At 67.8% G+C, this 26,388-nt stretch carries 30 protein-coding genes, 1 tRNA gene and 2 pseudogenes; 21 read left to right on the forward strand and 12 right to left on the reverse strand.

Annotation, left to right across the window (positions count from 1 at the left end; translation table 11 throughout):
• Positions 1 to 2 precede the first annotated feature (2 nt).
• Positions 3 to 1,019 carry a PAS domain-containing sensor histidine kinase gene (locus EAF64_RS07325; RefSeq protein WP_129068321.1) on the reverse strand — a complete coding sequence of 339 codons (1,017 nt, stop codon included), beginning with the start codon at positions 1,017 to 1,019 and terminating at the stop codon, positions 3 to 5.
• A gap of 25 nt (positions 1,020 to 1,044) precedes the next feature.
• Positions 1,045 to 2,307, reverse strand: coding sequence for a hypothetical protein (locus tag EAF64_RS07330; protein WP_129068322.1), 1,263 nt, complete (start codon positions 2,305 to 2,307; stop codon positions 1,045 to 1,047).
• A gap of 87 nt (positions 2,308 to 2,394) precedes the next feature.
• Here EAF64_RS07330 and EAF64_RS07335 point away from each other — a divergent pair, with 87 nt between their 5' ends.
• Together EAF64_RS07335 and EAF64_RS07340 are read left to right on the forward strand one after the other, a co-directional pair.
• Positions 2,395 to 3,159 (forward strand): hypothetical protein, encoded by a 765-nt coding sequence (locus EAF64_RS07335; RefSeq protein WP_129068323.1) that lies wholly within the window; start codon positions 2,395 to 2,397, stop codon positions 3,157 to 3,159.
• A gap of 29 nt (positions 3,160 to 3,188) precedes the next feature.
• The gene (locus EAF64_RS07340; RefSeq protein ID WP_227738904.1) at positions 3,189 to 3,551 is read left to right on the forward strand and encodes a hypothetical protein; all 363 of its coding nucleotides are present in this window, start codon (positions 3,189 to 3,191) and stop codon (positions 3,549 to 3,551) included.
• Positions 3,552 to 3,566: 15 nt separating this feature from the next.
• On the opposite strand, the gene EAF64_RS20870 is transcribed toward EAF64_RS07340, so the two are convergent.
• Positions 3,567 to 3,731 carry a hypothetical protein gene (locus EAF64_RS20870; protein ID WP_193767608.1) on the reverse strand — a complete coding sequence of 55 codons (165 nt, stop codon included), beginning with the start codon at positions 3,729 to 3,731 and terminating at the stop codon, positions 3,567 to 3,569.
• A 267-nt stretch (positions 3,732 to 3,998) separates the two neighbouring features.
• Here EAF64_RS20870 and EAF64_RS07345 point away from each other — a divergent pair, with 267 nt between their 5' ends.
• From EAF64_RS07345 to EAF64_RS07370, 6 genes are all read left to right on the forward strand, one after another.
• Positions 3,999 to 4,451: a DUF4864 domain-containing protein gene (locus EAF64_RS07345; protein ID WP_129068325.1), complete on the forward strand. Its 453-nt coding sequence runs from the start codon at positions 3,999 to 4,001 to the stop codon at positions 4,449 to 4,451.
• Positions 4,452 to 4,564: 113 nt separating this feature from the next.
• On the forward strand, positions 4,565 to 5,527 hold the full coding sequence (locus EAF64_RS07350) for an ABC transporter ATP-binding protein (protein WP_394345751.1): 963 nt from the start codon (positions 4,565 to 4,567) through the stop codon (positions 5,525 to 5,527).
• The gene (locus tag EAF64_RS07355; protein WP_129068327.1) at positions 5,524 to 6,324 is read left to right on the forward strand and encodes an ABC transporter permease; all 801 of its coding nucleotides are present in this window, start codon (positions 5,524 to 5,526) and stop codon (positions 6,322 to 6,324) included. Before EAF64_RS07350 ends, EAF64_RS07355 begins: the two co-directional genes overlap by 4 nt.
• Positions 6,325 to 6,361: 37 nt before the next feature.
• Positions 6,362 to 6,607: a DUF7861 family protein gene (locus tag EAF64_RS07360; RefSeq protein ID WP_129068328.1), complete on the forward strand. Its 246-nt coding sequence runs from the start codon at positions 6,362 to 6,364 to the stop codon at positions 6,605 to 6,607.
• A 47-nt stretch (positions 6,608 to 6,654) separates the two neighbouring features.
• The gene (locus EAF64_RS07365; protein ID WP_193767609.1) at positions 6,655 to 7,377 is read left to right on the forward strand and encodes a hypothetical protein; all 723 of its coding nucleotides are present in this window, start codon (positions 6,655 to 6,657) and stop codon (positions 7,375 to 7,377) included.
• Positions 7,378 to 7,491: 114 nt separating this feature from the next.
• Complete coding sequence (locus EAF64_RS07370; protein ID WP_129068329.1) at positions 7,492 to 8,307, forward strand: hypothetical protein; 816 nt, start codon at positions 7,492 to 7,494, stop codon at positions 8,305 to 8,307.
• Here EAF64_RS07370 and EAF64_RS07375 read toward each other — a convergent pair whose 3' ends face one another.
• From EAF64_RS07375 to EAF64_RS21330, 4 genes and pseudogenes are all read right to left on the reverse strand, one after another.
• Entirely contained in the window at positions 8,308 to 8,565 is a 258-nt protein-coding gene (locus tag EAF64_RS07375) for a DUF7577 domain-containing protein (RefSeq protein WP_129068330.1), read from the reverse strand.
• Between the two features lie 125 nt (positions 8,566 to 8,690).
• A tRNA-Gln gene (locus EAF64_RS07380) sits at positions 8,691 to 8,763 on the reverse strand.
• A 147-nt stretch (positions 8,764 to 8,910) separates the two neighbouring features.
• Positions 8,911 to 9,618, reverse strand: coding sequence for a hypothetical protein (locus EAF64_RS07385; RefSeq protein ID WP_227738919.1), 708 nt, complete (start codon positions 9,616 to 9,618; stop codon positions 8,911 to 8,913).
• A gap of 57 nt (positions 9,619 to 9,675) precedes the next feature.
• Positions 9,676 to 9,894 (reverse strand): annotated as a pseudogene (locus tag EAF64_RS21330) (homing endonuclease associated repeat-containing protein); the annotation flags it as partial.
• A gap of 26 nt (positions 9,895 to 9,920) precedes the next feature.
• Here EAF64_RS21330 and thiE point away from each other — a divergent pair.
• Positions 9,921 to 10,559, forward strand: a complete 639-nt coding sequence (gene thiE / locus EAF64_RS07390; protein ID WP_129068331.1) for a thiamine phosphate synthase — start codon at positions 9,921 to 9,923, stop codon at positions 10,557 to 10,559.
• A gap of 36 nt (positions 10,560 to 10,595) precedes the next feature.
• Here the strand turns inward: thiE and EAF64_RS07395 are convergent, their stop codons facing one another.
• On the reverse strand, positions 10,596 to 10,895 hold the full coding sequence (locus EAF64_RS07395) for a hypothetical protein (protein WP_129068332.1): 300 nt from the start codon (positions 10,893 to 10,895) through the stop codon (positions 10,596 to 10,598).
• 82 nt (positions 10,896 to 10,977) lie between these two features.
• Positions 10,978 to 12,930 (reverse strand): PAS domain S-box protein, encoded by a 1,953-nt coding sequence (locus tag EAF64_RS07400; RefSeq protein ID WP_129068333.1) that lies wholly within the window; start codon positions 12,928 to 12,930, stop codon positions 10,978 to 10,980.
• A 140-nt stretch (positions 12,931 to 13,070) separates the two neighbouring features.
• Between EAF64_RS07400 and EAF64_RS07405 the strand changes: the two genes are divergently transcribed.
• The 3 genes from EAF64_RS07405 (at position 13,071) to EAF64_RS20875 (ending at position 14,301) form a co-directional block, all read left to right on the forward strand.
• Complete coding sequence (locus EAF64_RS07405; RefSeq protein ID WP_129068334.1) at positions 13,071 to 13,865, forward strand: enoyl-CoA hydratase/isomerase family protein; 795 nt, start codon at positions 13,071 to 13,073, stop codon at positions 13,863 to 13,865.
• 98 nt (positions 13,866 to 13,963) lie between these two features.
• Positions 13,964 to 14,146: a hypothetical protein gene (locus EAF64_RS07410; RefSeq protein ID WP_129068335.1), complete on the forward strand. Its 183-nt coding sequence runs from the start codon at positions 13,964 to 13,966 to the stop codon at positions 14,144 to 14,146.
• Positions 14,147 to 14,151: 5 nt separating this feature from the next.
• The gene (locus tag EAF64_RS20875; protein ID WP_193767610.1) at positions 14,152 to 14,301 is read left to right on the forward strand and encodes a hypothetical protein; all 150 of its coding nucleotides are present in this window, start codon (positions 14,152 to 14,154) and stop codon (positions 14,299 to 14,301) included.
• A 99-nt stretch (positions 14,302 to 14,400) separates the two neighbouring features.
• On the opposite strand, the pseudogene EAF64_RS07415 reads toward EAF64_RS20875, so the two are convergent.
• Positions 14,401 to 15,808 (reverse strand): annotated as a pseudogene (locus tag EAF64_RS07415) (RNA-guided endonuclease TnpB family protein).
• 42 nt (positions 15,809 to 15,850) lie between these two features.
• Here EAF64_RS07415 and EAF64_RS20880 point away from each other — a divergent pair.
• Both EAF64_RS20880 and EAF64_RS07420 read left to right on the forward strand, forming a co-directional pair.
• The gene (locus EAF64_RS20880) at positions 15,851 to 15,994 is read left to right on the forward strand and encodes a hypothetical protein (RefSeq protein WP_193767611.1); all 144 of its coding nucleotides are present in this window, start codon (positions 15,851 to 15,853) and stop codon (positions 15,992 to 15,994) included.
• Positions 15,995 to 16,189: 195 nt separating this feature from the next.
• Positions 16,190 to 16,453, forward strand: a complete 264-nt coding sequence (locus tag EAF64_RS07420; protein WP_129068336.1) for a Sec-independent protein translocase subunit TatA/TatB — start codon at positions 16,190 to 16,192, stop codon at positions 16,451 to 16,453.
• Positions 16,454 to 16,554: 101 nt separating this feature from the next.
• Here EAF64_RS07420 and EAF64_RS07425 read toward each other — a convergent pair whose 3' ends face one another.
• Positions 16,555 to 17,178, reverse strand: coding sequence for a DUF7344 domain-containing protein (locus EAF64_RS07425; RefSeq protein ID WP_129068337.1), 624 nt, complete (start codon positions 17,176 to 17,178; stop codon positions 16,555 to 16,557).
• 136 nt (positions 17,179 to 17,314) lie between these two features.
• A complete protein-coding gene (locus EAF64_RS07430) occupies positions 17,315 to 17,854 on the reverse strand; it encodes a DUF7344 domain-containing protein (RefSeq protein WP_129068338.1) in 540 nt (179 codons plus the stop codon).
• 303 nt (positions 17,855 to 18,157) lie between these two features.
• On the opposite strand from EAF64_RS07430, the gene EAF64_RS07435 reads away from it, so the two are divergent.
• From EAF64_RS07435 to EAF64_RS07465, 7 genes are all read left to right on the forward strand, one after another.
• Entirely contained in the window at positions 18,158 to 19,024 is an 867-nt protein-coding gene (locus tag EAF64_RS07435) for a SipW-dependent-type signal peptide-containing protein (RefSeq protein WP_129068339.1), read from the forward strand.
• A gap of 3 nt (positions 19,025 to 19,027) precedes the next feature.
• Positions 19,028 to 20,464 (forward strand): vWA domain-containing protein, encoded by a 1,437-nt coding sequence (locus EAF64_RS07440; protein ID WP_129068340.1) that lies wholly within the window; start codon positions 19,028 to 19,030, stop codon positions 20,462 to 20,464.
• 40 nt (positions 20,465 to 20,504) lie between these two features.
• Positions 20,505 to 22,208 (forward strand): SipW-dependent-type signal peptide-containing protein, encoded by a 1,704-nt coding sequence (locus EAF64_RS07445; protein WP_129068341.1) that lies wholly within the window; start codon positions 20,505 to 20,507, stop codon positions 22,206 to 22,208.
• 222 nt (positions 22,209 to 22,430) lie between these two features.
• A complete protein-coding gene (locus EAF64_RS07450) occupies positions 22,431 to 23,246 on the forward strand; it encodes a hypothetical protein (protein WP_129068342.1) in 816 nt (271 codons plus the stop codon).
• A complete protein-coding gene (locus EAF64_RS07455) occupies positions 23,243 to 24,376 on the forward strand; it encodes a hypothetical protein (RefSeq protein ID WP_129068343.1) in 1,134 nt (377 codons plus the stop codon). The genes EAF64_RS07450 and EAF64_RS07455 overlap by 4 nt, the downstream gene beginning before the upstream one ends.
• Entirely contained in the window at positions 24,373 to 25,458 is a 1,086-nt protein-coding gene (locus EAF64_RS07460) for a signal peptidase I (RefSeq protein WP_129068344.1), read from the forward strand. The genes EAF64_RS07455 and EAF64_RS07460 overlap by 4 nt, the downstream gene beginning before the upstream one ends.
• Positions 25,455 to 26,330, forward strand: coding sequence for a hypothetical protein (locus EAF64_RS07465; RefSeq protein ID WP_129068345.1), 876 nt, complete (start codon positions 25,455 to 25,457; stop codon positions 26,328 to 26,330). Before EAF64_RS07460 ends, EAF64_RS07465 begins: the two co-directional genes overlap by 4 nt.
• Positions 26,331 to 26,388 lie beyond the last annotated feature (58 nt).

Below are 26,388 nucleotides of genomic sequence, written 5' to 3' on the forward strand. Positions count from 1 at the left end.
CCTCAGTCGCCGAACTCGACGCCCTCGAACGCGAACTGTGCGCCCGTACCGTCCCCGTCGCGGTCGGCCGCCGTGACCGACCAGCCGTGAGCCGTCGCGATCTCGGCGACGATGGCCAGTCCGATCCCGGAGCCGTCCGCGTCGCCGGATTCGCCCGGTTCGAACAGCCAGTCGGGGTCCCCGTCCGGCAGTCCGGGGCCGTCGTCCGCGACGACGAAGCCGTCGTCGGTGATGTCGACCCGGACCGAAACCGGACCGTCGCCGTGTTCGACGGAGTTGCGAAAGAGGTTCTCGAAGAGCTGTCGGAGCCGGCGCGGGTCGGCGACGACGTCGCCGTCGGTCGCGACGGTAAGGGTGGCGTCGCCGGTCTCGACGGTCGACCAGGCGTCGCGAGCGATCGCGTCGAGCGAGACTGGCTCGGCCTCCCCGACCATCTCGCCCTCCCGGGCCAGCGTCAGGAGGTCCTCGATGAGGATCTCCATCCGGGAGAGGGCGCTGTCGATCATCTCCAGTTCGTCGCTGTCGCCGTCGGCCCGCAGGAGTTCGAGGTAGGAGTGAGCGACGTTCAGCGGATTGCGGAGGTCGTGGGCGACGATGCCGGCGAACGTGTCCAGACGCTCGTTTCGCTCCTCGAGTTCGCGCTCGCGGGCCCGGAGCGCCGACCGGTCGCGGATCGTCCCGAAGTTGTACGGCGTGCTGTCGATCCGACGGCGGGTCGTCACCGTCGAGACCGGCACCGTCCGCTCCCCCACCGCGTGTTCGGTGTCGGCGGTCCGGGTCTCGCCCTCGGCGAAGGAGTCCCAGTAGTCGTCGAACCGGTCGGCTTCGAGTTCGGTCGCGACCGACCAGACGGGCTCGCCCACGAGGTCGTCCCGGGGCGTCTCCAGCAGGTCCGCGTACGCGGCGTTGACGTACCGGAACACCCCCTCCGCGTCGTAGATCGCGACGCCGACGCCGACCGCCTCGACCATCTCCTCGAAGACGGCCGGGTCGAGGTCACCCGTGTAGGAACTGCACATACGGTCGAATCGGCTCGGGGCCACATTAGTTGCCCGACAGCGACCGGAACCGCGAGAGCGGTTCCCGGAGCGCCCACGCGTCGCCCTCGGGATCGAGGTTCGAGGGCTCGACGCCGGTCGAGGTGACGATACCGGCGTGGTACAGCATCGTCTTCAACTGGAACACCGTCGGCGAGTGGTACACCCCGCCGTCGGTCAGCGCGTCCCGCCGGAGGTCGCCCTCGCCAGTGAGGACGCGCTGGCGCACGTCGTCGGTCCCCCGGAGGAACAGCTCGACGGTGAACGTCGGGTGGGTCTCGTGGCAGTACTCCACCAGGTCGACCAGCGACGGCTCGGGCTCGCCGTCGTCGGCCAGCCGCTGGAGCCGTCCGACCAGCAGTTGCGTCGCGGGATACTGGTACACCACGCGACGGGTGAGCTGGCCCCACCGCGGCGCGAGGTCACAGAACCGTTTCCGCGAGCGTTTCCACTCGCGGAACTGGTCGAGCGCGGCGTCGACGTCGCCGTACTCCCGGAGACCGAAGCGGACGACTTCCTCGCCGAGCGGCGTCAGCCGCGGCCCGTCGGGGCGGTCGTCGAGCAGGTCGAGGAAGACCGCGCCGGCCCGGGCCGCGTCGGTCGCGCCGACGACCCGGTCGGCCAGCACCGTCTCGGTGTTCCCCTCGTGGACCAGCGCCAGCGGGTAGGCGAGGTAGTTCTTCGGGTGGTTCAGCCCGAAGTTCCGGTCGGCGACGCCCTGGGCGCTGGCCTGGAAGCGGATGGCGTCGGCCTCGCCGGTCGGTCGCGCGCCCACGACCCGGGGTCGGACCGCGGGTGTGACCGCACCGTCCTCGTCGACGACCAGGATCCCGACGTTCACCTCGCGGGCCAGCGTCCGCGCCGACTGCGGGATCGAGCCCGCCGGCGCGGCGACCATGGCGACGTTGGCCTCGTCGAGCCGGTCGTAGGCCTGGATGATCCCCCGCTCCACGTCGGCGGTCCCCGACGCCGTCCGACCCTTGGCCTCGACGGCTAGCAGAGGCGGGTGGTCGGCCACGCGGTCGACCGCCAGCAGGTCGTTTTCGAGCGAAGGCACACCCACCAGGTCCGGATACCCCGAGCCCACCCGGACGTGGTTGAACGGGGCGAGCAGGTCCTGCACGTCGGGATCGATGCGGCGGTCGTCGATCCAGCGGTCCTGGGCGAACTGGGTGTCGACGACGGCGTAGGCGTCGGTGCCGTCCTCGGGGAACAGGCGCGCCTTCGCGCCCGCGAGGACGTGCGGTTCCGTCAGCGCCGCGGTTGCCATGGCTGGCCTTCGGGGAGTCCCGACTTGAAGACTGGGACCGCTATCGTCGCACACAACGTTTGTGCCGACCCAGCCCCTGGGTGGGGTATGTCGACTGCCGACGACCACCGGGCACGGGCCGTCGCTGCGCTCGCCGAGCGGGAGTACGAAGAGGCTGGTGACGCGTTCACGCGAGCCGCGTGGGCGCGCCTGGCGGCACCACGGGAGGGACAGAATCCGTTCGAGGCCGACGAGAACGGCTGGGTCGGGAAGGGGCTCGGGTCGTTCGTGATCGCCGCGGTGGCCTATCGCGTGGCGGACCGGCCCTCGCGGGCGACTCACCGCGGTGTGGAGGGGGTGGCGGTCGCCCGCGATCTGGACCGAGCGTTCGACCGGCCCGTCCAGCGGGCCTGTCTCGACGAGTTCGTCGCGGACTGTCGGGTCGCCGGCGGGCTGGACGACGCCGCCACGGCCTACGGCGAGGCCGCCGAGGCCTACGAAGCGGCGGCCGAGACGGTGGACAGTCCCCAGCGCTGGGGGACGACGCCGCTGTTCGAGGCCGCCGCCGCGCCGCTCCAGCAGGCGGCCCGGAGCGTAGCCGACGGCGAGATCGCCATCGCGTGGGAGGACCTCCACGGCCCGGACCCCTCGAACCCCGGACAGTTCCTCGGCCACCGGGCGCGGTACAAGCGCCAGCGATTCCCGGAACTCCTCGAGCGCGTCGTCGCCGACGGCCACCTGGCCGCACCCCGGGGCACCACCGAGTACGGCAACGCGAACTACCGCTGTCCGGCCTGTGAGTCGACGGACGTGAACTGGGTCGCCGGCCACACGCTCTGTCTGCGGTGTTCGACGCCGATGACCGAACAGTGACCGATGGGTCCGCCGGGAGTACTCCGCTCGTGCGCGACGGACTGCTCGCCAGCGGTGTGCTGGCGGCGCTACTCGTCGCCGGAACGCTGACCGGCGGCGACCCGTTCCTCGATCCGCGGGCCCCCGTCGTCGGCGTCGGCGGCGCGCTCGCCGTCGAGGCGGCTTTCCTCCGCTATCCCGAGCGACTGCTCGCGCTGTGGGCGCGGCCCGCGGTCGCGCTGGCCGGCGTCGGTGCGGTGGCCGGGCTCGGTGTCGTCGCGCTGTGGGCCGCCCCGTGGCTCCTCGGGGCGCTGACGTGGGGACTGGTGACCTACGTCGGCCTGCTCACCTGTCTTCTCCTCGGAGTCGGGAACCCGCTGGCGGCGCTCCCGGGACTGGGTGAGCGGGAGTGAAAATCGGTGGACGCTTCAGGAGAGGTCCGGGACGACGGGCGCGTCACGCTCCGCGAGTACCACTTTGCCGTTCGATGCCGTCGTCGCGCGCCCGCCGTCGGGCTGGACGCGTCGCGTGGGCGTCTCCGGAACCATCGGGGCTGGTCGACCGTCGGCGTCTGTCCGCTGTCGATCTGTCATTGTGGTACTCACGGACTTCCGTCCGTACACCGTACTGTGGCACCCAGGATATTAAACCTCATGGTCTTTCATTACGTTAGTGACTCACTACCACACGGTGGGCCTGCACCGTTCGGTCGGTCGACGGCGCCTGGGCGGCGGTGTGAGAACGAGTACCGCCGGCACCGACGACCGCGACGACGGCCGTCTGACCGGCGTCCAGCGTGCATCGGCCGCCGTCGGTGACCGTACCGTGTCGCTCATTGTCGTTCGGCCCGTACTCTGGTCGTGACTGAGTCGAATGGAGCGAGCGACGGGTACCCGGTCTCCGACCTGCCGACGCCGGACCCGTCGTACGGCCCGGGTGACGCCATCGGGATCCAGCTCGACGCGCTGGGATCGAACGACGAACCGCGCCACGACGCCGGGATCATGACGGCGTACAACTTCGCGTCGCCGGCCAACCGTCGGGCGACGGGGCCGCTGGAACGGTTCACCACGATGGTCCGGTCCCACCGGTACCGCCCGCTGGTCGATTTCGACGACGAGGCGACGGGCCCGGTCGAGCGCGACGGCAACTACGCCACACAGCGGGTGACCGTGACCGGCCACGGCGGCCGGACGGTCACGTACGAGTTCGAGGTCTCCCTGCAGGCCAGCGGTCGGTTCCACGGCTGCTGGCAGACCGATGGCGTCCGGGTCGTGGGGCCGACGGAGTCGCCGGGGAACGATCCCTTTTGATCGTCAAGCACGTAGACCGATCCGTGACGAGCGACCAGTACGCCGCCGCGACGAGGTCGCCGACAGACACGGACGTCGAGCGCCCGGCCGACCGGTCGGCCGAGCCTGCGGCCATCGCCGTCGAGGGACTCAGCAAGCGGTTCGGGAGCGACGACGACGCCGTGACGGCGGTCGACGACGTGTCCCTCCGGATCGAACCGGGTTCGGTCGTCGGCCTGCTCGGCCCCAACGGTGCCGGGAAGACGACGACGATCAAGTCGATCCTGGGGATGGTGTTGCCCGACGCGGGCACCGTCCGGATCCAGGGGATCGACGTGGCCGAGAACCCCCGGCAGGCCTACGCCCACGTCGACGCGATGCTGGAGGGCGCGCGCAACGACTACTGGCGGCTCACCGTCCGGGAGAACCTGCGGTACTTCGCCACCATCGGCGGCGTCGCCCCGGACTCCGTGGCCGACCGCCACGACCGCCTGCTCGACCAGTTCGACCTCGCGGCGAAGGCCGACGAGCCCGTCCGGAACCTCTCCCGGGGGATGAAACAGAAGGTGTCGCTGGCCAGCGTCCTCGCCAGCGACGCCGACGTGGTCTTTCTCGACGAGCCCACGCTGGGACTGGACGTGGAGAGTTCGCTGACCCTGCGCCGGGAACTCCGCCGGATCGTCGAGGAGCGCGGCCTGACCGCCGTCATCAGCAGTCACGACATGGACGTGATCGAAGCCGTCTGCGACCGCGTGATCATCATGAACGACGGCCGGATCGTGGCCGACGACACCGTCACGAACCTCCGACAGGGCTTCGAGACCAGCGCCTTCCGACTCACCAGCCCCGACCTCGACGCCGACACGCTGTCGGCCGTCCGCCAGCGGTTCGACGTGACCGACGCGACGGCCCGGGAGGGAACCACGACGGTCGAGGTCGCGACCGACAGCGACGGGTTCTACGACCTGACCGCCCTGCTCCGGGAGCGGGACGTGACCCTCGCCAGCGTCGCGACGGTCGAACCCGATCTGGAGGAGGTGTTCGTCGAGTTGACCGGCGAACGCGATCCACGGCACAACGGCGGTGACCCCCGGTGAGCGACGCACCTACCGAGAGCCGCCCCGCCGGCTACCTCGATCTGTCGAAGGCGGTCCTCTACCGGGAGTACCTGATCTTCGTCCGCTATCCCGCCAACGCCGCCGGCGGCCTCGTGTTCTCGATCGTCTTTTTCGCCCTGCTGTTTTACGGCGGGCGAATGCTCGCCGGCCAGGCGCTGACCGACTCCATCGAGGGCATCGTCGTCGGCTACTTCCTGTGGACGCTCTCGGTCGGCGCGTACTCCTCGATCTCCAACGACATCGGCAGCGAGGTCCAGTGGGGCACTCTGGAACGGCACATCATGACCCCTTTCGGCTTCGCGCCCGTCGCTCTGCTCAAGGGCGTCGCGAAGGTCGTCCGGACCTTCCTCATCTCGTCGGTGATCCTCGGGATCATGCTCGTGATTACGGGGACGAGCCTCCAGTTGAACCTCCTGACGACCGTCGTCGTCGCCGTCCTGAGCATCACCTCCGTGCTGGGCCTGGGCTTCGCCGCAGGGGGCATCTCCGTCCTCTACAAACGCATCGGTAACTGGCTCAACCTGCTACAGTTCGGCTTCATCGTCCTGATCTCCGCGCCCGCCTTCGATCTCGGCTGGACGCGGTTCCTGCCGCTGGCCCAGGGGAGCGCGCTCCTCCAGCGGGCCATGATCGACGGTACCCGCCTCTGGGAGTTCCCGCTGGTCGATCTCCTCGTGCTGGTCGGCACCGCCGTCGGCTACCTCGGCCTGGGCTACCTGCTCTTCCAGCGCGCGACCCGCCGGGCGCGACGCCTCGGCGTGCTGGGCGACTACTGAGAGCGACACTCTTGGGCCAGCGGCCCCAACGGCAGTTGTGAACCACGATCGGATCCACGCCCGCGAGCCGACCCACGACCACGACCGGTGGGCGACCGGTCGGATCACCGCCCTCGACGAGCGGGACGGCCACTGCGTCGTCACCGTCGACGACGGCGGCACCACCGTGGACCTGCTCGTCACCCTCGCCGTCCGGGACCTGTGCGTCTCCCGACTCGACGTCCCCGCCGACGCCTCACCCGTCGGCGAACGGGTCTGGTACCGCAAGAAGAGCGACCTGTGAGCGCCGGGAACACAGCCGTTATGCCCGCCGGTCCCCTCCGGCCGGTGATGACCGGCTGGCCCGACATCGATATGACGGACGCCGAGGCAGTGGCCGACCGCCGCGACGAAGTGGTGGTAGCAGTCCGCGACCACGCAGGACAGATCGCCTACGCCCTCGCGCGCCTCCAGGGCGGCGACTACGGCCAGCGAACCTTCGACACCGACGGCGGCGCGTGGACGGTCAAGTACGAGGCCGGCGATCTGGAATATCTCCGGTTCGACCCGAAATCGGGGAGCGAGGTCTACGTCGTCTCGACGAAACAACCGCCCGAACCCGAACCGCTGGCGACCGCGCTGGACGACTACGACGCCTTCGTCGCCGCGTTCGACGAACACGTCGCGAGCCTGGAGGGCGTCCTCGACGATTCGCCGACCGAGTTCCCCGACCCCGCACCCGTCGACGGCGTCGTCGGCGAACGCGACCGCATCGTCGGCGCGATCCGCGACACCTGTGACGCCATCGCCCACGCCCTCCGCCGGTACGAGGGCGGCGACTACGGCACCTTCGCCACCCGCGTCGACGGCACCCGCTGGGAACTCAAGTGGGACGAGGACGGCACGTCCTACCTCCGCGTCGGCGGCGAGGGCGGGATCTACCTGCTCTCACAGTACGCCCCGCCGGCCGCACCCGACCTCCGGGAGTACGCACCCCAGTTCTCGGGCTTCGTCGACGCCTACAACGAGCACGTCGACGACCTGGAATCCGACCTCGCGACCGTCTCGCTGTAGCCGACCGGGCGACGAACCACAGCCGGGCCGACGACACCCCTTCGTTTCGCCTTTCGTTGTCGGAAACTGGGAACAAACGACTCGTTGATAGCTGTCCAGTCCCTGAATCTCGATATGACCCCCGCACAGACCGATCCGGCGGCGACGCTCTCGGTCGCACGGTATCTCGGTTATCTGACCGTCGTGGCCGCCGCCGGCTGTCTGCTCTGGTATCTCAGGCAGTACGCGCGGCAGATCCTGGCCGGCCCCTACCGCGAGCGGTGGCGCTACCTCGCCGTCGGCATCGGCGCGGCCGCCGTCTACGGCCTCGCGGGCATCGCCGAAACCGCCGGCGTCACCTCCGCCGGCACCTTCCGCCGGGGCGCGACCCTGTTCGTGTTCCTCTTCGCCGCCATCGGCGTCCGGGCCATCCACCGCTCGGTCGGCGGCCCGTCACTGCTCAGCGACCAGACCCTCCAGTGGGTCGGGCCGACCGTCGTCGCCGGGTTCGTCGCCGCCTGGTGGCTGACCTACCTGTTCGCGAGCCCCACCGCCGTCGCCGGCCTCGAAGTCGTCGGCCTGCTGCTCGCCACCGCCTACACCCTCTACCACGCCGTCGGCACCGTCCGCACCGAGGAGGGGACCAGCATCGCCGCGTTCACCCGCCAGTTCACGCCCGCCCTGCTCGCGCTCGCCGTCGTCGCCGTCGCCGACCACGCCGTCGCGCTCTCGCTCCCCGGCCGACCGCTCGGGGACGGCCTCGCCCTCGTCGGCACCGTGCTGGCGGGTGCCTTCCTGTTCACCACCGCCGTCGCCATCCGTCAGCAGGGCGGCGAAATCCAGCGCCTGTACGACCCGACCACCTGGCGACGGGCCGGCGAGGACGGCCCAGCGCGCCAGGACCGACCGGCCGAAGACCCGCCGGCCAACGAACGGCCGGCCGACGACTGATCAGCACAGCGGCGTCTCACACCGCCGGCAGAAGGAGAACGTCGGTTCGTTTTCGGTCCCACAGCGCAGACACTGTACCTCGTCGTCGGTTTCACCCAGCGCCAGATCGAGGTGTGACCCCTCCCGTGACTCCGCGCGAGCGACTCCGTAGGCACTGGTCTCCGACAGCAACGAGTCCCCGTGTTTCCACCCCCGGTAGAGGTAGTACGGGACGATACCGAGCGACATCGCCATCACGGCGCCGACGAACGCGCTCATGTCCGTACGGAGTGGATTCCCGCTTCAAAGCCCGTCGATTCGCGGGAATATTGCGACGGGATGAGAGCCCACAACCGCCTCGGACGACGGTGCTGTCGCTCTCTCAGGAGTTGGTCGCGAAGAAGTAGTCCATCCTGGATTCGAACCAGGGTCGAAGCCCCCAGAAGGCTTCAGGATTGGCCACTACCCTAATGGACTTTTTCTGACATGTCTTCTGCCCGGCACGGGTGGGCTTCCTCGACAATCCACTTTTGTCCGTTAGCGCTTATGAGTGTTGCGGAGTAGATCTAAACACAGGAGTGTCACCAAATCGCGTGGCGACGGCCCGGTTCACGCCCGGCCGTTTCAGCGTGAGTCTCTACGAACGATCCCGTCTTCGACGTAGGTCTCGTCGACGTACTCCGGAGCGGCATAGTGTACCCTTCGGTGACAGTTTCTGCAGAGAACCACACACTTCTCGATCGCTGCGAGCAGTTCCTCGTCGGTACAGCCGTCCGTGCTCAGTTGACTTACCGCTCGATCCTTCGCGGCCGAATCCGGATGATGGAATTCGAGACAGCAAGGATCAGATTCACCACACTCGGTGCAGGTACGACTACGCTTGTATCTCCGCGCCCAATCACGGTGTCTTTCACGCGAGGGGCGTCCCGTCCTGTCCGGTGGCGCTGTCTCCGCTACCCCGAACGGTTCCTCGACGGTCGCTGGTCGGCCGACATCGGATTCAGACCCAGAATGTGCCTTCCGGTGACAGTTTCCACAGACGATATCACACGTCTCTATCTCGGCTTTCAGCGAATCGAGTGCGTACCCGACGGTGACCATCTGCGAGACTGACGCTCGCTTCTGTACACCCTCGCGGTGGTGGAAATCGAGACAGACAGCGTCGGTCTCGCTGCACCGGTCGCAACCAGCCTCTCGTTTCAGTTCGAACAGCCAGGCTCGGTGGCGTTTCTTTCGCTCCAGCGACCGCTCGGTATTCCACTCCCGGTTCCTGTAGTGCCAGCGCTGGTCCTGGCTCAACTCCTCCCACTCCATCCCCTCGGGCAGTGCCACGCCGTCGGGTTTCGACTCGACTCGTGACCCTCGCGAATAGTTCGTCTCCAGTCCGGCCGACCGCTTGGCGTCGTTCCACCCGCCGCACTGCCGAAGGATCGTCGACGCCGACGGCGTGAGCCCGAGCGCTTCGTACTGTGCTTTCGTTGGCGATTCGTCGAGCAACTGTGCGGCCGCCCTGAGCGCGTGAATGCAGTCATCTTCGGTGCCCACCCGATCCCCGCTGGCTCCGTCATCGTATTGCAGCGCCCGCCCGCCACCGAACCCAATCCACATGTCGCCGGCCCACCGAGTACACAGCCATGGACCTCGATACGTACCTCGTGACGGCCGAGGCGATCTCGGCGGGTCGCTCGACGGTCGAAATCGTCGAAGCGGCCATCGACGGTGGGGTCGACGTGGTGCAGTTGCGCGAGAAGGAGATGGGTGCCCGAGACCGCTACGACCTCGGGCTGGAACTGCGGGAACTGACGCGGGAAGCGGACGTGGCGCTGATCGTCAACGACCGGGTCGACCTCGCGGCGGCGGTCGACGCCGACGGCGTGCATCTCGGCGACGCGGACCTGCCGATCTCGGTGGCCCGCGACCAGTTGGGTGCGGACGCGATCGTCGGCCGGTCGGTCTCGACGCCCGAGGCCGCCCGCGAGGCCGAGCGAGCGGGCGCGGACTACCTCGGCGTCGGTGCGGTCTACCCGACGGACTCGAAGGACACCGACCCCGAGGGGACGGAGATCGGCCTGGACCGGATCCGGGCGGTGGCCGAGGCGGTCGAACTGCCGTTCGTCGGGATCGGTGGCGTGAACCCGGACAACGCCGCGGCGGTGATCGAGGCCGGGGCCGACGGCGTGGCGGTCATCTCCGCGATCACGGCCGCCGACGACCCCGCGGCGGCGACCCGTGCACTCGGCGCGGCGGTGGAGCGCGGTCGCGAGTCGCCGTGAGTGGGCGCGTCGCGGCGTGGACCTGCGAGGATGCGATCAGTCCTCGTCTGGCGCGTCGGCCCCGTCGGTGGCTTCGATCTCGAAGTCGTCGAGCGTGTGGCCGTGACGGACGAGCCGCTCGGCGACGAACAGCTTCTTCATGCGGTCGAGTCGGTCCCAGTCGAGGTCCGCGGGCGGGTCGGCCTCGAACTGCTCGAACTGCTTCAGAACGGCCGCGTTGACGAACCGTGCGAACTCGCCGCAGGTCTCGCAGGTCCGTGAGAGGTGGGACACGTCGAAGGTACGGGTCACCTCGCGGTCGAGGCAGTGGACACAGCGGTATGCCTGCTCGGTCACGACTGGACTAGTGGCCCCACCCGCTAGTACCTGTGGGTCGGCGGTGTCGGGCCGGCGAAGACGGTGGCGCGCGGACGGCGGCTCAACGGAACAGGACCGTCGGGCGGCGGGCGACGGCGTCGACGGACTGGTCGTCGTCGATGGCGGGGAGCCGCACGGTCGCGACGTTGCCGTCTCCGTTCTCGCGGGGTCGGATCTGGAAGGAGCCGCCGTAGCGAGTCACGATCCAGTTGACGAGCCAGAGCCCGAGTCCGGACCCGTGTTCGAGGGCCGTCTCCTTCCCCTCGGCGATCATGACGGTCTCCTGCTCGCTGATTTCCGGCCCGTCGTCGGTGACGGTGCACTCGATCCACTCGCCGTCGTCGACGGCGTCAACCGCGACCCGGGGCTCGGGTTCGGGGTCGTGTTTCAGCGCGTTCTCGACGAGTTCGGATATGGCCCGTTCGAGTTCCGCCCCGGCACAGATCCCGCGATCGGTCCGGACGGACACCTCGACCGTCGCGTCCGGGTACCCGGAGCGGGCGGCCGCCGCCACGTCGTCGAGGACCGTCGCCGGATCGAGCCGTCGCGGGGCCCGGTCCTGGCGGGCGTACCGTTCGAGGCGGCGCGCCTGCTCGCTCAGCGCCGTGAGTCGGTCGGCGGTCGCCCGGATGCGCCCGCCCATGGCCTCGGTGTCGGGGACGGTCCCCTCCTGGAGTTGGTCCCCGAACAGGAGGAGCGCGTTCATGTCGTTGCGCAGGTTGTGCCGGAGGACGCGGTTGAGCAACTCGACGAGGCGTTCGGTGCGTTTGCGTTCCGTCACGTCGTCCTGAAAGCCCAGGTAGTGGGTGACCTCGCCGGCGCCGTTCTCGATGGGGTTGATCCGGATCCGGTTCCAGAACGGGGTACCGTCGGCCCGGTAGTTGAGTATCTCGACGGTCACCGGTTCGTGGGCGTCGATCCGCTCGGCCAGCGTCGCGACGGTCTCGGGATCGGTCGCCTCGCCCTGGAGGAACCGACAGTTCCGCCCCATCAGCTCGGCCTCGTCGTAGCCGGTCAGCCGCTGGAACCCGTCGTTGACGTAGACCAGCGGGTTGTCGCCCTCGCGGGCGTCGGCGATGGAGATGCCGATGTCGGCCTCGTCCATGGCGCGGTTCTTGATCCGGAGCTCCCGCTCGCGCTCCCGGCGTGCGGTCACGTCACGGCCGACGCCCTGCACGCCGACGACCGCGCCGTCCTCGGTGATCGGCGTGCCGTTGATCTCCAGAACGACGACCTCGTCGTCGGCGTCCAGAAACTCCAGTTCGAGCGCTTCGACCGTCTCGCCGCCGAGCGCCTGCGAGTAGGCCTCCATGGCCGGCTCGACCGCCGACGGGGCGAGAAACTCGGGGAACGGGGTGTCGACCAGCGTCGCCGGCTCGTACCCCAGCACGCGTTCGGCGGCGGCCGAGACGTAGCTGAAGGCCCCGTCGCGGTCGATCCGAAAGAGCACGTCGAAACTCGTCTCCGCGATCCCCTCGAAGCGGCGTTTCTCCCGTTCGAGGCGGGCACTGCGCTCCTCGAGTTCCCGCTCGTACTGCCGGCGTTCGATGGCCTGGCCGATCAGCTTCGCGACCAGTTCGATGAACAGTTCCTCGGCCTCGGAGAAGGGCTCGTCGCGGTCGTTCCGATCGGCGAAACAGATCGTGCCGTAGACGGCGTCGTCGACGACGACTTTCACGCCCAGATATGTTCCGAGCCCGAAGCTCTGGACGGCGGTGTCCGTGATCGCCGGCGAGGCGGACGCGTCGCCCACGGCCAGCGGCCCATCAGTTTCGAGCGTCCGCCGGCAGTAGGCCTGGTCGAGCGGACACGTCTCGCCCGGCTGGAGCAACTCGTGGTCACCCGTCGCCTGCACGATCTCCTGTGTTCCGTCTTCGATGCGCGTGAGAAAGCCGAACGAGAGGTCCAGATACTCGGTCCCGAAGTCGAGCGCACTGGCGATTTTCTCGTCGGTCTCACGGCCCGTATCGGCGAAGACGTCGTGTATCGCTCCGCGATACGAACTCGGCTCCATTCAACGTGTATAGGGACCGACGTGACTTACGTACTGCGGTCGGAACGACGGCCAAAATGGCAGGACGGGTCCGCCTCGACCGACAGTTCGCGGCCCCTGTCGCAGGTAGAGTTATCAGTTCGCCGTGTGACATCCCCACCGTGACATCGTACAGCACGATCGAGTACGAACGCGAGGAGGCGACGGCGCACGTCCGACTCGACCGCCCCGACGCGATGAACGCGCTGAACGAGCGGCTGCTCGACGAGTTCGAGGACGCCCTCGACCGGGCCGAAGCAGACGGGGACGTGCGGGTCGTCGTCGTCGCCGGCTACGGAAAAGCGTTCTCGGCGGGGTACGACATCGGTGCGGACGAGCCCGAACGGTCGGTCGACGACCGTATCCGGGACCAGCGGACTCACCTGGAGGCGATCTTCTCCTCGCGACTGCCCGTGATCGCGGCCGTCGACGGCCCCGCGCTGGCCGGCGGGTGCAACCTGGCGCTGGCCTGTGACCTGACGTTCGCGACCGAACGCTCGGAGTTCGGCTATCCGGACATGCACTTCGGCGAACCGCCGCCGAAGTTCGTCCTCCCGTTCGTCACTGACTCGCTGAAACACGCCCGCGAGTTGCTCTACACCGGCAAGACCGTGGCCGCCGACGAGGCCCGGCGGATGGGACTGGTCAACCGCGTCGTCCCAGACGGCGACCTGGGATCGGCCGTCGACGAGGAGATCGAACACATCCGCAAGACGCCGGGCGCCGCGCTCGCGCTGGTCAAGGACATGGTCAACGACGTCCAGGAGACACAGGGCTATCGGCGATACGGCCGCCTGGAGGAGTCGCTGGGGACGCTCACGATGGAGAGCGAGACGGCGACCCGGTTCCGCGAGATTCGGGACGAGGAGGGACTCCAGGCCGCACTGGAGTGGGTGCACGGGACCGACAAGCCGTGATCGACGGCGTCGACGCGGAACCGACACCGGGACGGCACGGTCCAGCCAGTCGAACCGACCGCCAATCTAATTATGACGACGATTGTCAGCATACAACCATGCACGATTTCACTGGCTTCCAGCGGGACTGTCTCGTCGCCGCTTCGGGGCTGGACGGCCCGAAGGGGCTGGAAGTCGAACGCGAACTCGACGGCGACTACCAGGGGGATATCGACCACGGCCGCCGGAACTTCCAGGCTCGCGACGAGTGGGACAGCGACCACGTCGAAAGCAACGAGTAGTTCACATGGAATACGTCCAGTCATCGAGCGGGAAGTGGCACAAGACCGACTGTCAGTACTCGCCGGACGACGACGACCGGGAGGACGAGACCGAGCACCTGCCGATCGACGCCGACCGGTGTCAACACTGCATCGAATCCTTCGAGTTCTCGTGACGTCCTCCGCGCCGTAAACGGAGAGGGAGCAAAGCTCCCACACGCAGTCGGGCGTAGCCCGACGACGGCGCGGTTTCCTCCGTGGGAGTCTCAGCCGGTTTACGACTCTCCGGAGGCAACGTTCCCGTCACGGTGGACGGTACTCGGGTCTGTGCGCTGTTGTTTGGGACGGTGAGAGTGTGGAGACTCCGACCAGTTGTGGTCGTCCCACTCGAACCGTGCTCGAAAACGCTGGGCGTTTTCGGCATCCCGGAAATCTGTGATTTCCGAGGACACGGGCCGTGCCATCGGCCTGACTGCCTGTTCTGTGTGCCGTTGACGAGACGCTAAGCGTCTCGTTCGCCAATCAGAGCTCTCCGAGTTCTGATGACGCTTCAGGAACGTCGCTGACGCTGTGAGATCGGCGTGCCCTTCACCCACACGGACAGGTGAGCGTGTCCTGATGCCGTGTCGTTCGGTCTGTCGAACCGGACTGGGGACACTCTTGGCTGGTCCACGCTTCCGACCGCACTTCGGCCGAGATACCATATTCCTCGGCGGTACACGCCAGTCGCTCGGTGAACTTCTTGAACGCTCAGAAGTTGTGGGTCTTGGCGTTGGTTTCGACCGACCAGTGCGTTTCGAGTACGTCGGTCAGACCACCGAGATACATCGTGTCCACGCCCTCGGCGTACAGCCGTTCGAGCAGGTCACGACACAGTGCTTCTTGGGCGTGGTCGCGGCGACGGGTTCGCTTCCGGTACAGCCGCCGGATACGCTTACTACTGTATCGGCCGTCCTCGAGTTACGACTGCAACCGGGCGATTTCTCGTGTCGGTTCGCGGAATCGCTGGAACAACTCACGACCCTCGTACAGATATTGCTCGCCGGTCGTGGTGGTACAGGCGACGAGATCGTTCGCACCAATGTCCAGAGCGGTCGTCTAACTACGTCTGATGGGCAACCAGAAATCTCCGATTTCTGGTGACGGCCGTCTCGTCGGCCAGTGGAGTCTCCCGTGCATCATCAGAAACAGTCACGGGTTGTGAAGCTCGGAAAGTGCTGTCTGTCTCGTCGTACCACAGGTCCACCGGCTCTGTTTTTCGTAGTCGGGCCAATTCGGGTCGCCAGCGATTTCCAGTCGGAGACGCCCGGTATGGTCGTATCGGTCTTTCGGCTCGCTTCCGACCAGTATCTCAAGCCGAGAGCGGTCGCCCCATTCGACGGTATAGGCATCTTTGCGAATGACGGTCGTGAGTTGCCGCCCATCATCCTCGTTGCCACTGAATCCCGGCGGTTCTGGGTGTTCCGTGACCGGCGTATCCGACTCGTCGTGGTACTTGTTTTTCGTGTCGAAGAACGCCCGCCACGATTCGCCGTTTTTGCGTATCACCTGTTGGGTGGTGGACGCACCAAGCACGCCTTTGTATCTCCCTTCGAGAGCGGCGAAAGCGTCCAACAGGTCCCGTAGTAGTTGCTCACCAGTGTTGGAGAGTGGGCGCACGGCGAACGTGTCGGTACGCTTCAGGACAGCAGATGTTTGTGTGTTTAGTCTTCGAGTCCTTTCGTCATGCGCCCCAACATCGACATTTCACACACGCTCGGTGGCCGCGTCAAAGACTACGCAGAAGCGAACGAGTTGGACCTCTCGGAAGCGTATGCAGAGGTGTTAGAGGCCGGACTCGACATGTTGGAGACTCAAGACCAGCAGTAACGCGGCGGTTTCTCGCCGGAGTTTACGCGCTTCACGCCCGCCCTGCTCAGTCCTCGGTTCCGACAGAGCGTCGGAACGCTCGTCCTTCGCGGGAACGGCGGGACTCTCGCGCTGTTACAGGTAGGTCCAGAACTGTTCAGTCGACCGTCACGTACGGCTGTCATACTGATGCCCTCAGCACCCCCCAGTAGTGGCATGGACACAATCCAACTGTTCGTGGGGGTCCCCGGCGGCCCGGAGTTGCTCATCATCCTCGGCATCGCCGTGTTGCTGTTCGGTGCGAACAAACTGCCCGCGCTGGCACGGTCCTCGGGCCAGGCACTCGGCGAGTTCAAGAAGGGGCGACAGGAGATCGAGGACGAACTCCGCGCGGCCGCCGAGGCCGAGGAGACGGACCGCGAGGACGGCGACGACGTCTCCGAGGCGGCTGTGGACGCGACCGCGGCCGACGTGGCCTGATCGAGGATTCAGAACGAGACGGAGGGACTATTTTTGTGAAATCGGCGGCGAGACAGTACAGGACGAGCGACGGCACCGTCGGGCGGGAAGACAGCGGTCGGTCAGTCGTCGAGTTCGCCGGTCGGCGTCTCGACCTCGTCGACGGGCGGAATCGTCGTCTCCGGGGGGACGTCGGCGGAGCCGACGACCCGGCGGCGATCCCGGAGGGTGTGGTAGCCGGCGACGGCGGTGAACAACAGCGTGACGGCGAGGGCGTAGCCGAACCCGCCGAGGGTGGCGAACGGCTGGATGCCCAGCGCCGCGATGGCGACCAGCGCGGTCGCGACGCTCCCCAGGGCGAGGTAGAACTGGCTCCAGGGGATCTCGTCGGCGGCGACCAGGTCGAAGTAGATGTCGAACTGGTCGATGGCCTCGGTCAGCGCCACGACGCCGCGGTCGTTGTCGTACTCCACGACGCCCAGCCGATCCATCTTCGGGAGATGGGTCTGGTGTAAGGCGGTGTACAGCCGCTTGCGCTCTTTGGGCTTGACCTGGTCGCGCTCGACGCCGTTCTCCCAGGCGGCGAGCTGTTCGGAGAGATCCCTGATCGTCACGGGTTCGCCGAGTCGTTTCAGGTAGTGCAAGGTGTAGCGCCGTCGCTTGTTGCTCAAGGTCTCGAATATCGTCTCCGTCGACAGAGAGCCCTCTTCGATCGTCGCCGATTCTGTTGCCCGCGTAGTTGCCATTAACCCACCCGTAGTATCGTAATAGTCACGCAGGATAAAACACTAGCGTGTTCAGCGCCTATTTTGCCTCGATTGTGGGGGTTTGCGGCCGTATGACGACAGAATAGTAACCAGTGGTCCGGTTTGCGTCCGTCTGTCACCGGAGGCTACTCACCAGTCGGCGGAGGCGGCCGCCGCGACCGCCGAGCAACTGATAGCCCGTCGACAGTGCGAACACGGCGAGCGAGCCGCTGGCGAACACGAGCGGGTCGACTGCGCCGAACGGCGGCACGTCCGCCAGCGACGCGACGACCGAACAGAGGCCGCCGATGCCGAGCGCACGGTAGTACTCCCCCCAGGTGACACCGATACCGTTGACAGTGTCCATGTAGCGGTGGAGGTACCGGCTCTCGGGCCGCGGGCGGACGAGCTTCCGGTCGGAGTCGTACTCGACGAGGCCGAACGCCTGCAGTTTCGGGAGGTGCGTCTGGTGGAGCGTGTTGTAGACGCTCTCGCGCAGCGGCCGCGGCGCGGGCGTGACGCCAGCCTCGGCGGCCGCGATCAGTTCCGACAGTTCCCGCAGTGTCACTTCCTCGGGCCGGCGCCACAGCGCCGCTAGTGTCTCGCGCCGACGCGCGTTGCTCAACAGGTGGTGGACGTCCGACTCCGGGATCGACGCGGGCGAGAGCGAGAACATGCTTGCTTCCACGGAAGACACCCCGGATCTTACGTATAGTCGACGTACCGAGACGACAGCGAACTGTTACGGGTCGGTACGGGCTCCGGACCGACCGGTACGGTGACACTACGCGGCCGGTCGGGAGCGATACGGTCGCCCTATTCGCGGCTCGAAAACCGGTATCGAGACCGTACAAACGGCCGTTTGAGGCCTCGAAACGGCTGAATCACTGCATAAGTAATACCCCGTCCCGCCTGGAGGGTGGTAACCCGAGCCGGTCGGTCCTGGGTGGGACGCGACCGGGCCGGGGTGGAAACAAACATGACAGACGACAACCCGAAACTGTACGACCTCTCACGCCGCAAAATGCTCGCTGGCCTCGGTGCCGTGGGTCTCGCCTCCGTGGGTGCCGGACTCGGTACCTCCGCGTACTTCAGCGACACCGAATCGTTCGTCGGGAACAGCCTCACCGCGGGGACACTCGACATGAGCGTCACGGCCGACGTGGTGGCCGCGAACGACTACTGGGTCGACCAGGGCGGGCTCGACGTCTCGGTCGTCGCCGACAGCGCGGACCCGGTCGTGGGCCTGCAGGTCGACGACATCAAGCCCGGCGACTGGGCGATCATCTGCTTCGAGATCAGCGTCGGCACCAACCCCGGTTACGTGCAGGTCGCGACGGAGAACTTCGCGCAGTCCGGCGGTGTGAACCCCGAACCCGAACAGGTCGAAGAGGGCGACGCGGACAACGACGCCGACCTGGGGGAGGCCCTGCTGACCACCGTCTGGCAGAGCTACGACGACACCAGCGGCGACAAAGCGGGGCTCTCGACGCTCGACCCCGTCTTCAACAACGCCAGCGACCTCCTGACCATCGACTACGCCGAACCCGACGAAGACGGCGTGGCGGGCTCCGACGCCCACTACACCAACGCAGTCGAGGCCGACGCCGTCCTCTCGGGCGGGTACATCGTCAAAGACGACAACGGCGACCCGATGATCGTCAGCAGTGACGCCGACGGGAGCGACCCCGAAGTGGCCGACACCTACGAGTTCTGCCTCCTGCTCGAACTGCCCTTCGAGGTGGGCAACGAGATCCAGGGCGACGGCATCTCGTTCGATCTCGTCTTCGAGACCGAACAGGTCCGCAACAACGACACCCCGTTCGCGAACACGGCCGGGAACTGAGCCATGAGTGACGACAACCAACTCTACGACCTCAGCCGGCGGAAAGTGCTCGCTGGACTCGGTGGTATCGGTCTCGCCTCGGCTGGCGCAGGCCTCGGTACCTCGGCGTTCTTCAGCGACGGCGAATCGTTCCTCGGGAACAGCCTCACGGCGGGGACGCTCGATCTGAAACTCGACTACAAGGCGACCTACCAGGGCGGCGAGGGCCGTCTCGCCGCGGTCCAGGCGATGGGCTACCCGGACGCCGAGGTCATCGCGGACGACCCCGGCCGCTACCTGCTCGACCAGGCGCCCAGCCCGGGCGACCTCCAGGAGTGGGAGAACTACGTCCAGGGCGACGACTTCGCGTTCTGTTCGGCGGAAGCCGACGAGTTCCTCGTCAACGGCGACGAGATCCCGGTGTTCTCCCTGGAGGACATCAAACCCGGAGACTCCGGCGAAGTGACGATCAGCCTCCACATCTGTGACAACCCGGCGTACCTCCGACTGATCGGGGACATCGTCGAGAACGCGGAGAACGACCAGAACGACCCCGAGATCGCTGACGAAGGAGTCGACTCGGACGGTATCGGCGAACTCGCCGACGAGATCCAGGTCTGTGTCTGGTACGACGAGGACTGTGACAACGTCTACGAGCCCACCGGCACCGGCCAGCAACAGGAGCTGGAAGTCGCGCTGGTGAGCGACGTGTCCGGATCGATGCAGGGCACGGCGCTGTCGGCGCTGAAGACCGCGGCGAACGACTTCGTCGACAACCTGTCCTCGCCCGACGAGGCGGCGGCCATCTCGTTCAGCGGCTCGGCACAGACCGACCAGGAGCTGACGACGAACTACCAGGACGTCAAAAACGCCATCAACAACTACACGGCGGGTGGCTCGACCTCCATCGCTGCCGGGATCGACGAGGGTGCGGACGAACTCCTCAACGGCACCAACGCGACGCCGGGGGCCTCGAAGGTCATGATCCTGCTGAGCGACGGCAACTCCAGTGCCAGCGCGGCCCAGTCGGCCGCCACTACGGCACAGAACGCGGGGATCCGCATCTTCACCATCGCGCTGGGCAACGCGAACACGAGCCTGCTCCAGTCGCTGGCGTCCAGCCCGGACGACGCGTTCATCGCGCCCGATCCGGCCGACCTCGACACCGTCTACGCCGAGATCGCACAGATCGTCCTCGCGGGCGAGCAGAAGATCCTCGAAGGGTCGATGACCGACGTGTTCGCCGACCTGGCCGAGGGCGTCCTGCTCGACGGCAACCGCCAGGAAGACGGCGTCCAGCCGTACCCCGGCGTGACCACCCAGTGTCTCGGCTTCGAGTGGGAACTGCCCTTCGAGGTCGGCAACCAGGTCCAGTCCGACTCCGTCTCCTTCGACATCGGCGTCGAGGCAGAACAGAGCCGCAACAACGACGCGCCGTTCGGGATCTCACTGAGCGACTGAACGTCCCGAACACGGCGTTTTACAGATACAAACACGCACCATGACAGAAGACAAACAACTATACGACCTCAGCCGACGAAAACTGCTGGCGGGCCTCGGAGCTGTCGGCCTCGCCTCGGCCGGCGCCGGCCTCGGCACCTCCGCGTTCTTTTCGGACCGCGAGAGCTTCACCAACAACCGACTCGTTGCCGGCGAACTCGACCTGCTGGTCGACTGGCAACAGCACTACACGATGAACGGCGAGACGACGTTCGTCAACGCGCACCCCGACCACGACGGAGACGGCGAGCAGTCGATCTCCGACGGCGAGGGCAGTCAGCTGAAATACAGCGACTTCCTCGACGACACCGACCCCGACAGCAACGGCCGCAATCTCCCGATGCTTGACTGTGACAACGTTCCGCCCATCGACGAGGCGTCGTTCGGGACCGACCCGACGACCGGCGCGGAGATGGAGACACTCGTCCAGCTGGGCGACGTGAAACCCGGCGACAGCGGCGAGGTCACGTTCAGCCTCCACCTCTGTGACAACCCGGGCTACGTCTGGATGCAGGCCGACACCGTCGGTGAGAGCGAGGGCGTCGACACCGACCCCGAACTCGCAGTGGACACGCCGGACGGCGGCGACCTGGCCGACGCCATCGAGGCGACGCTGTGGTACGATGCCGACTGTGACAACGTCCACGACGCGGCCGAGCCCAGCGACGTCATGCTGACCCTGGACTTCTCTGGGTCGATGCTGTACCGTCGCTTCGGCGGCGTCGTCAACGAGGACGACATCACCATCGACGGGACGACCTACAGCGAGACGACGAAGATCGACCTCGTCGAACTCGCCGCCCGGGAGTTCGTCGCGTACCTGGACACGCAGAACGCCGACGTACAGGTGGGTGTGGCCTACTTCGACGGCGAGGGGGGCGACGACTCCGTGCCGCGGACGGGTATCCTCGAACCGCTCACGTCGAATCTCTCGAACGTGGATGCGGCGCTGTCCGGCCTGCGTCAGAAACTCGCCAACGTGGTGAGCGGTGGCGCGGGGTCGACCCCCTTCGACGGGGACGGCAACCCGGACCCGGCGGCCGGCAGCGGCATCGCCACGGGTACCTACATCGGTGAGGGTGTCGACGACGCCCAGGCCGAGTTGGCGAACAACGGACGCTCGGCCGTTCGTGCGGCGAACGTCGTCCTCTCGGACGGCGAATCGTTCAACGGGCAGGGCTCGACGCAGTTCAGCTCGCCCCAGGGCGCAGCGGCCGACGCACGCGCCGCCTCGCCCGCGCCGGCGACCGACGTCTACACTGTCTCGGTCGGCAGCGCCAACGACGGCGTCCTCCAGGCGGTGGCGGGCGCGGCCGGAAGTGCTGGCAACGATCCGCAGTACTTCTTCGACGTGGACGACCCGACCACCATCCCGACCGTGTTCGGGGTGCTGGCCAGCCAGTTCGTCGCCGAGAAGATCATCATGCAGGACACGCTGGCCAACGTCCTCGCGGAACTGTCCGCGGACGATGGCGTCCCGCTCGACGGGAACGTCCTGACGCTGTACGACGAACTGAACGACGACGACACCGACGAGGACCGTGATGCCTTCGAGGGCAACGACCTGATGTACTGCGTCGCGCTGTCGTGGGAACTGCCCTTCGAGGTCGGCAACGAGGTTCAGGGCGACACGGTGTCGTTCGACCTGGGCTTCTACACCGAACAGGAGCGCAACAACGACGGGAGCGGGCCGGTGAGCGCCTGAGCGGACGGGGCCGACCGTTCACGAATCGTTCACGCGGCCGCCGTCGATCGGTTTTGGAACTGACGACGGCAGCCGCGTGAACGCGGGTGTACGGGCACCGTACCGGCGGTCGAGGACCGGGTAATGGGTCCACAGGGAGACCGTATCGGTCGGCCACGAGTCCATACCTATGGCGGCAGGTGACTACGAGAGCATAGACGACTACGACGTGGAGATATCACAATGCAACTGACACGACGGAAACTGTTGGGGACCATCGGCATCGGGACGCTCGGTGCCGGTGGCGTGCTGCACGGCCGCGGACGGCCGGAGTATACCCACTACACGTACGCGGCGACCGCGGACCTCGACGACCGGCGGGTCAGGGTGGCCTGGTACGAGCGGTACAACGGCGACTTCCAGGAGACCCAGAACGGAACGGCCGATTCGGGATTCGACGAGACGCTCGACCCCGAGACGGCTCCGGCCTACGTGACCGAGGCGACGTACGTGACGGACGCGTCGGGCCCGGTCCTCTCGGTGGGGTCGATCATGCCGGGCGACGAGGGCGTCCTCGTCGTCGGCCTCGAAGCGGTCGACGACGCGGATTTCGTCCCGGAACCGCTCGACGTGTGGCTCCGCGCCACCGTGACGGGCGACGACGAATACGGCATCAACGGCCCGGAGTCGGCGGCCGGCGACACGACCGTCGACGACGGCGAACTCGACGAGGAGCTCCTCGTCGAGGTCTGGAAAGACGGCTCGCCGCTTGGCTCCTGTGACGGGACCAAACAGTTCGACGAAGCCCTCGAAGGGCCGCTCGTGGAACGAGGGCCGATGCGCGAGGCGTTCGGGTCGGCCAGCGACGCTGGGTCGACGACGGGCCTGCTCGCGCTCACGGGACTCGACCCGGGGGCGAGCCGCTGTATCGCGCTCGCGTGGACGTTCCCGTACGACGCGGCGACGAACCGTTCGCAGGGCGACAGCGCGACCTTCGACGTGGCGTTCGGTGCGGTGCCGGCCGGCGGGGAGAGCCCGTTCACCGCGGAGGGGCAATGAGCCTGACGCGGCGGCACGTGCTCGCCTCTGTAGCCGCCGGCGGTGCCGGCGCCCTCACTGGGACCGGGACGGCCGCACTACTGGGCGACACCGAGACCGGGCGGAACAGCTTCACGACCGGACTGGTCGATCTGCAGGTCGAGTACTGGCTCGTGGATGGTCCCGGCGCGGTCGGTGGGATCGACCCGTCGGACCCCGACGGCGTCGTCGACGGGCCGCGCATCGACGTGCCCGTCGAGACGCTGGACGACGACGAACCCCGCGGGAGTCTGCTCGTGCGCTTCGCGCTGCCCCAGCCCGAGGGCGGCGTCAACAACCCCGCGAGCCTCTGGTTGCGGACGGCGTGTCCGGAACCCGACCCGCTCGCGGAGTTCCTCGAACTCCGACTGTCCTACGCCACCGCCGAGGGCACCGTCGACACCACTATCGCCGCGGGCTCGCTCCGCGAGGTGGCGGACCAGTTCCGCGCCGGCGTCCGGCTCGACCCGGCGAACGCGACCGACGAGAACGGCTGTCTCACCGACGAGCTGTTCGTCCTCGTCGAGTACGACCTCGGGCTCTACGTCGGCGAGGGGACGACCAGCCTCCCGCTGTACGTCGCGGCGACGCAGTGTCGCAACGCGGACCAGACGGCGAACCCGTTCCCGGCAGTCGGCGAGACGGCGTGCCCTCCGGGCTACGTCTGTGACTGCTGCTGGGCTATCGGGAAAGTCGAGATCGACGACGGCGGGTTCACGGTCGGAGAGACCTACGAGTTCACCGAAGGCATCGTCGACTACGGCCTGTACGTGACCGACACGGACGGCGACGACGGCGTCGCCTTCGAACTGGTCGCCACAGACGGCGGGGTCGCTCCGCCGCTCTGTGAGGCCCGGGTCAAGGGCGGCCGCAACGAGGAAGTCTACGTCCGCCGGGCCGACACCTACGGGACGACGACCGATTCCCTCGACGGCAACACCGACGGACTGGTCTACACGCCCGGAAACCTGAGCAACGGCAGGGGCTACGGGATCAGCTACGTCCTCGTGAAGGTGTGCGCGCCCGAAGTCGGGCGTGACTGCCCCGAGGACCTGGCCGAGTCCGCCAACAGCGGCGACGACCGGGACCGCGGTAAAGGGAGGGGACGATGAGCGAGCGATCCGCGGCCCAGCTGGGCCCGTCGGCCCGGCAGGTCGGAGCCGTCCTCGGGACGCTCGTGCTGCTCGCCCTCGTCGTGCCCTTCGTGGTGTTCGCCGTCCCGCAGGTGATCGGCGCGGACCACGGCTTCGTCATCCTCTCGGGAAGCATGGAGCCGGACATCGCGCCCGGTGACGTGGTCATCGTCGACGCCTCGGCCTCGGTCGGGGTGGGCGACATCGTGACCTTCGAAGAGGACGGCGACGTGCCGGTGACACACCGGATCGTCGCCGAGGAGAACGGGCAGTGGGTGACGAAGGGCGACGCGAACGAGAACCGCGACGCGCGGCCCGTGCCGCCGGAGAACGTCCTCGGAAAGGTCGTGCTCACGATTCCGTTGATCGGACACGTCGTCCTCTGGGCGAACACGCCGGTGGGCTACAGCAGCCTCGTGCTGGTGCCGCTGGTGCTGTTGCTCGGCAACGAGCTGCTCTCGTGGGCGCGGGCCCGCGACGAGACGGACGACGGCGGCGACGAGGGCGATGGGAGCGACCCGGAACCGACCGTCGCGGCCGAGTCGGCCGCGGACGGCGAACGGGCGGTGAACGACGGCGCGGCCGAGGAGAACACCATGACACAGACAGCGGGCGAGGAACGGGACCGGCGGTCGGGAGCGACGGCGACGGCCGGCGAGTCGTCGGGGTCGGCGTCGGTGACGGTCGCCGTCGCGGACCTGAAGCTGAGCGTCCTCGCGTCGCTGGCGCTGACCGTCTACGCCGCGCTGAACGTCTCCGCGGAGGTCCAGCTGTTCGACGCACCCGATCCGATCTCGGTCGGCGCGCTGACGGCCGGCCTGCTCGGCCTGCTGTTCACCAGTTGGGTGACCGGCCACGCGTGGTACAGCGCCCGGAGTGCCCGGAAAGCGACCGCCGAACCCGACGCGGGTCGGGCGGACTGGCCGATGCCGGAAACGGACGGTGGTGTCGCGAGTGAGTCGAGCGACAACTCGTCAGAGCGACGGTCTGACGGCGGGACCGACGACGGTGTCGCGAACGCCGTCGAGGACGCCGGCGACCGACCGGAGGGAGAGCGATGAGCCACGCGACGCTCGTGACCTTCGTCGCCGCGGTCGTGGTCTTCGCGGCCGCGACCGCCGGCTTCGGCGGTTCCGCGGGCCTCCTCGCCGACGAGGAAGGGTTCAACGCGACCTTCGGCGCCGACGTCGACGCCGACCGCTTCGACGTGCGCGAGAGCCCCGAGGAGTTCGGAGTGCGGACGGCCGACGAACCCGTCCAGCCGTTCTCGCTGGACGACGGCACAGAGGGGAGCGAACCCGACGGTGACGGGGACGGGACCGACGACGAGTCGACCGGGAGCGGTGACGGCACGGAGACACCGCCCGCGACCGACGGCGGGACCGACGACGGGACCGATCCCGACCCCGTGCCGGAGGCACCCGAGGACGGTGGTGACGACGCCACCGACGGCGGGACCGACGACGGAACGACGACCGACGGCGATCAGTCCGACGGTTCGGACGACGCCACGGACACCACCGACGGGGACTCGACTGACGGCGATCAGTCGACCGACGAATCGACGGACGGGGGTGAGGGGACGACCGACGCCACGGACGCCACCGGATCGGACGGCGAGTCCGGAGCCACCGACGGCGACGCGACCGATGGATCCAGTGAAACCGGAATCAGCGGCGACGCGGCCGACGACGGGAGCACGGACGGTGACACCGGGTCCGACACGGACACGGGTTCGAGCGACGGCGGGGCCGGTGACACGGGCGGGTCGGACGACAGTTCCGGGAGTGACGCCGGCGCTGGCGACGGTTCGGGCGGGTCGGACGGTAGCTCGACCGGGACCGACGGTGGGAGTGGGAGTGACGGCGGCGCTAGCGGCACGGGAGCCGAGAGCGACAGTGGCGCGTCGACGACCACGGACGGGCCAGCCTGATGTCCCCGAGCGCCGGGACCGCGGGGCGGAGACCCCCAGGCATGGCACCCGGGGCACC

The sequence above is a fragment of the Halorientalis pallida genome (assembly GCF_004118325.1).
In the GTDB taxonomy this organism is placed as follows: Archaea; Halobacteriota; Halobacteria; order Halobacteriales; family Haloarculaceae; genus Halorientalis; species Halorientalis pallida.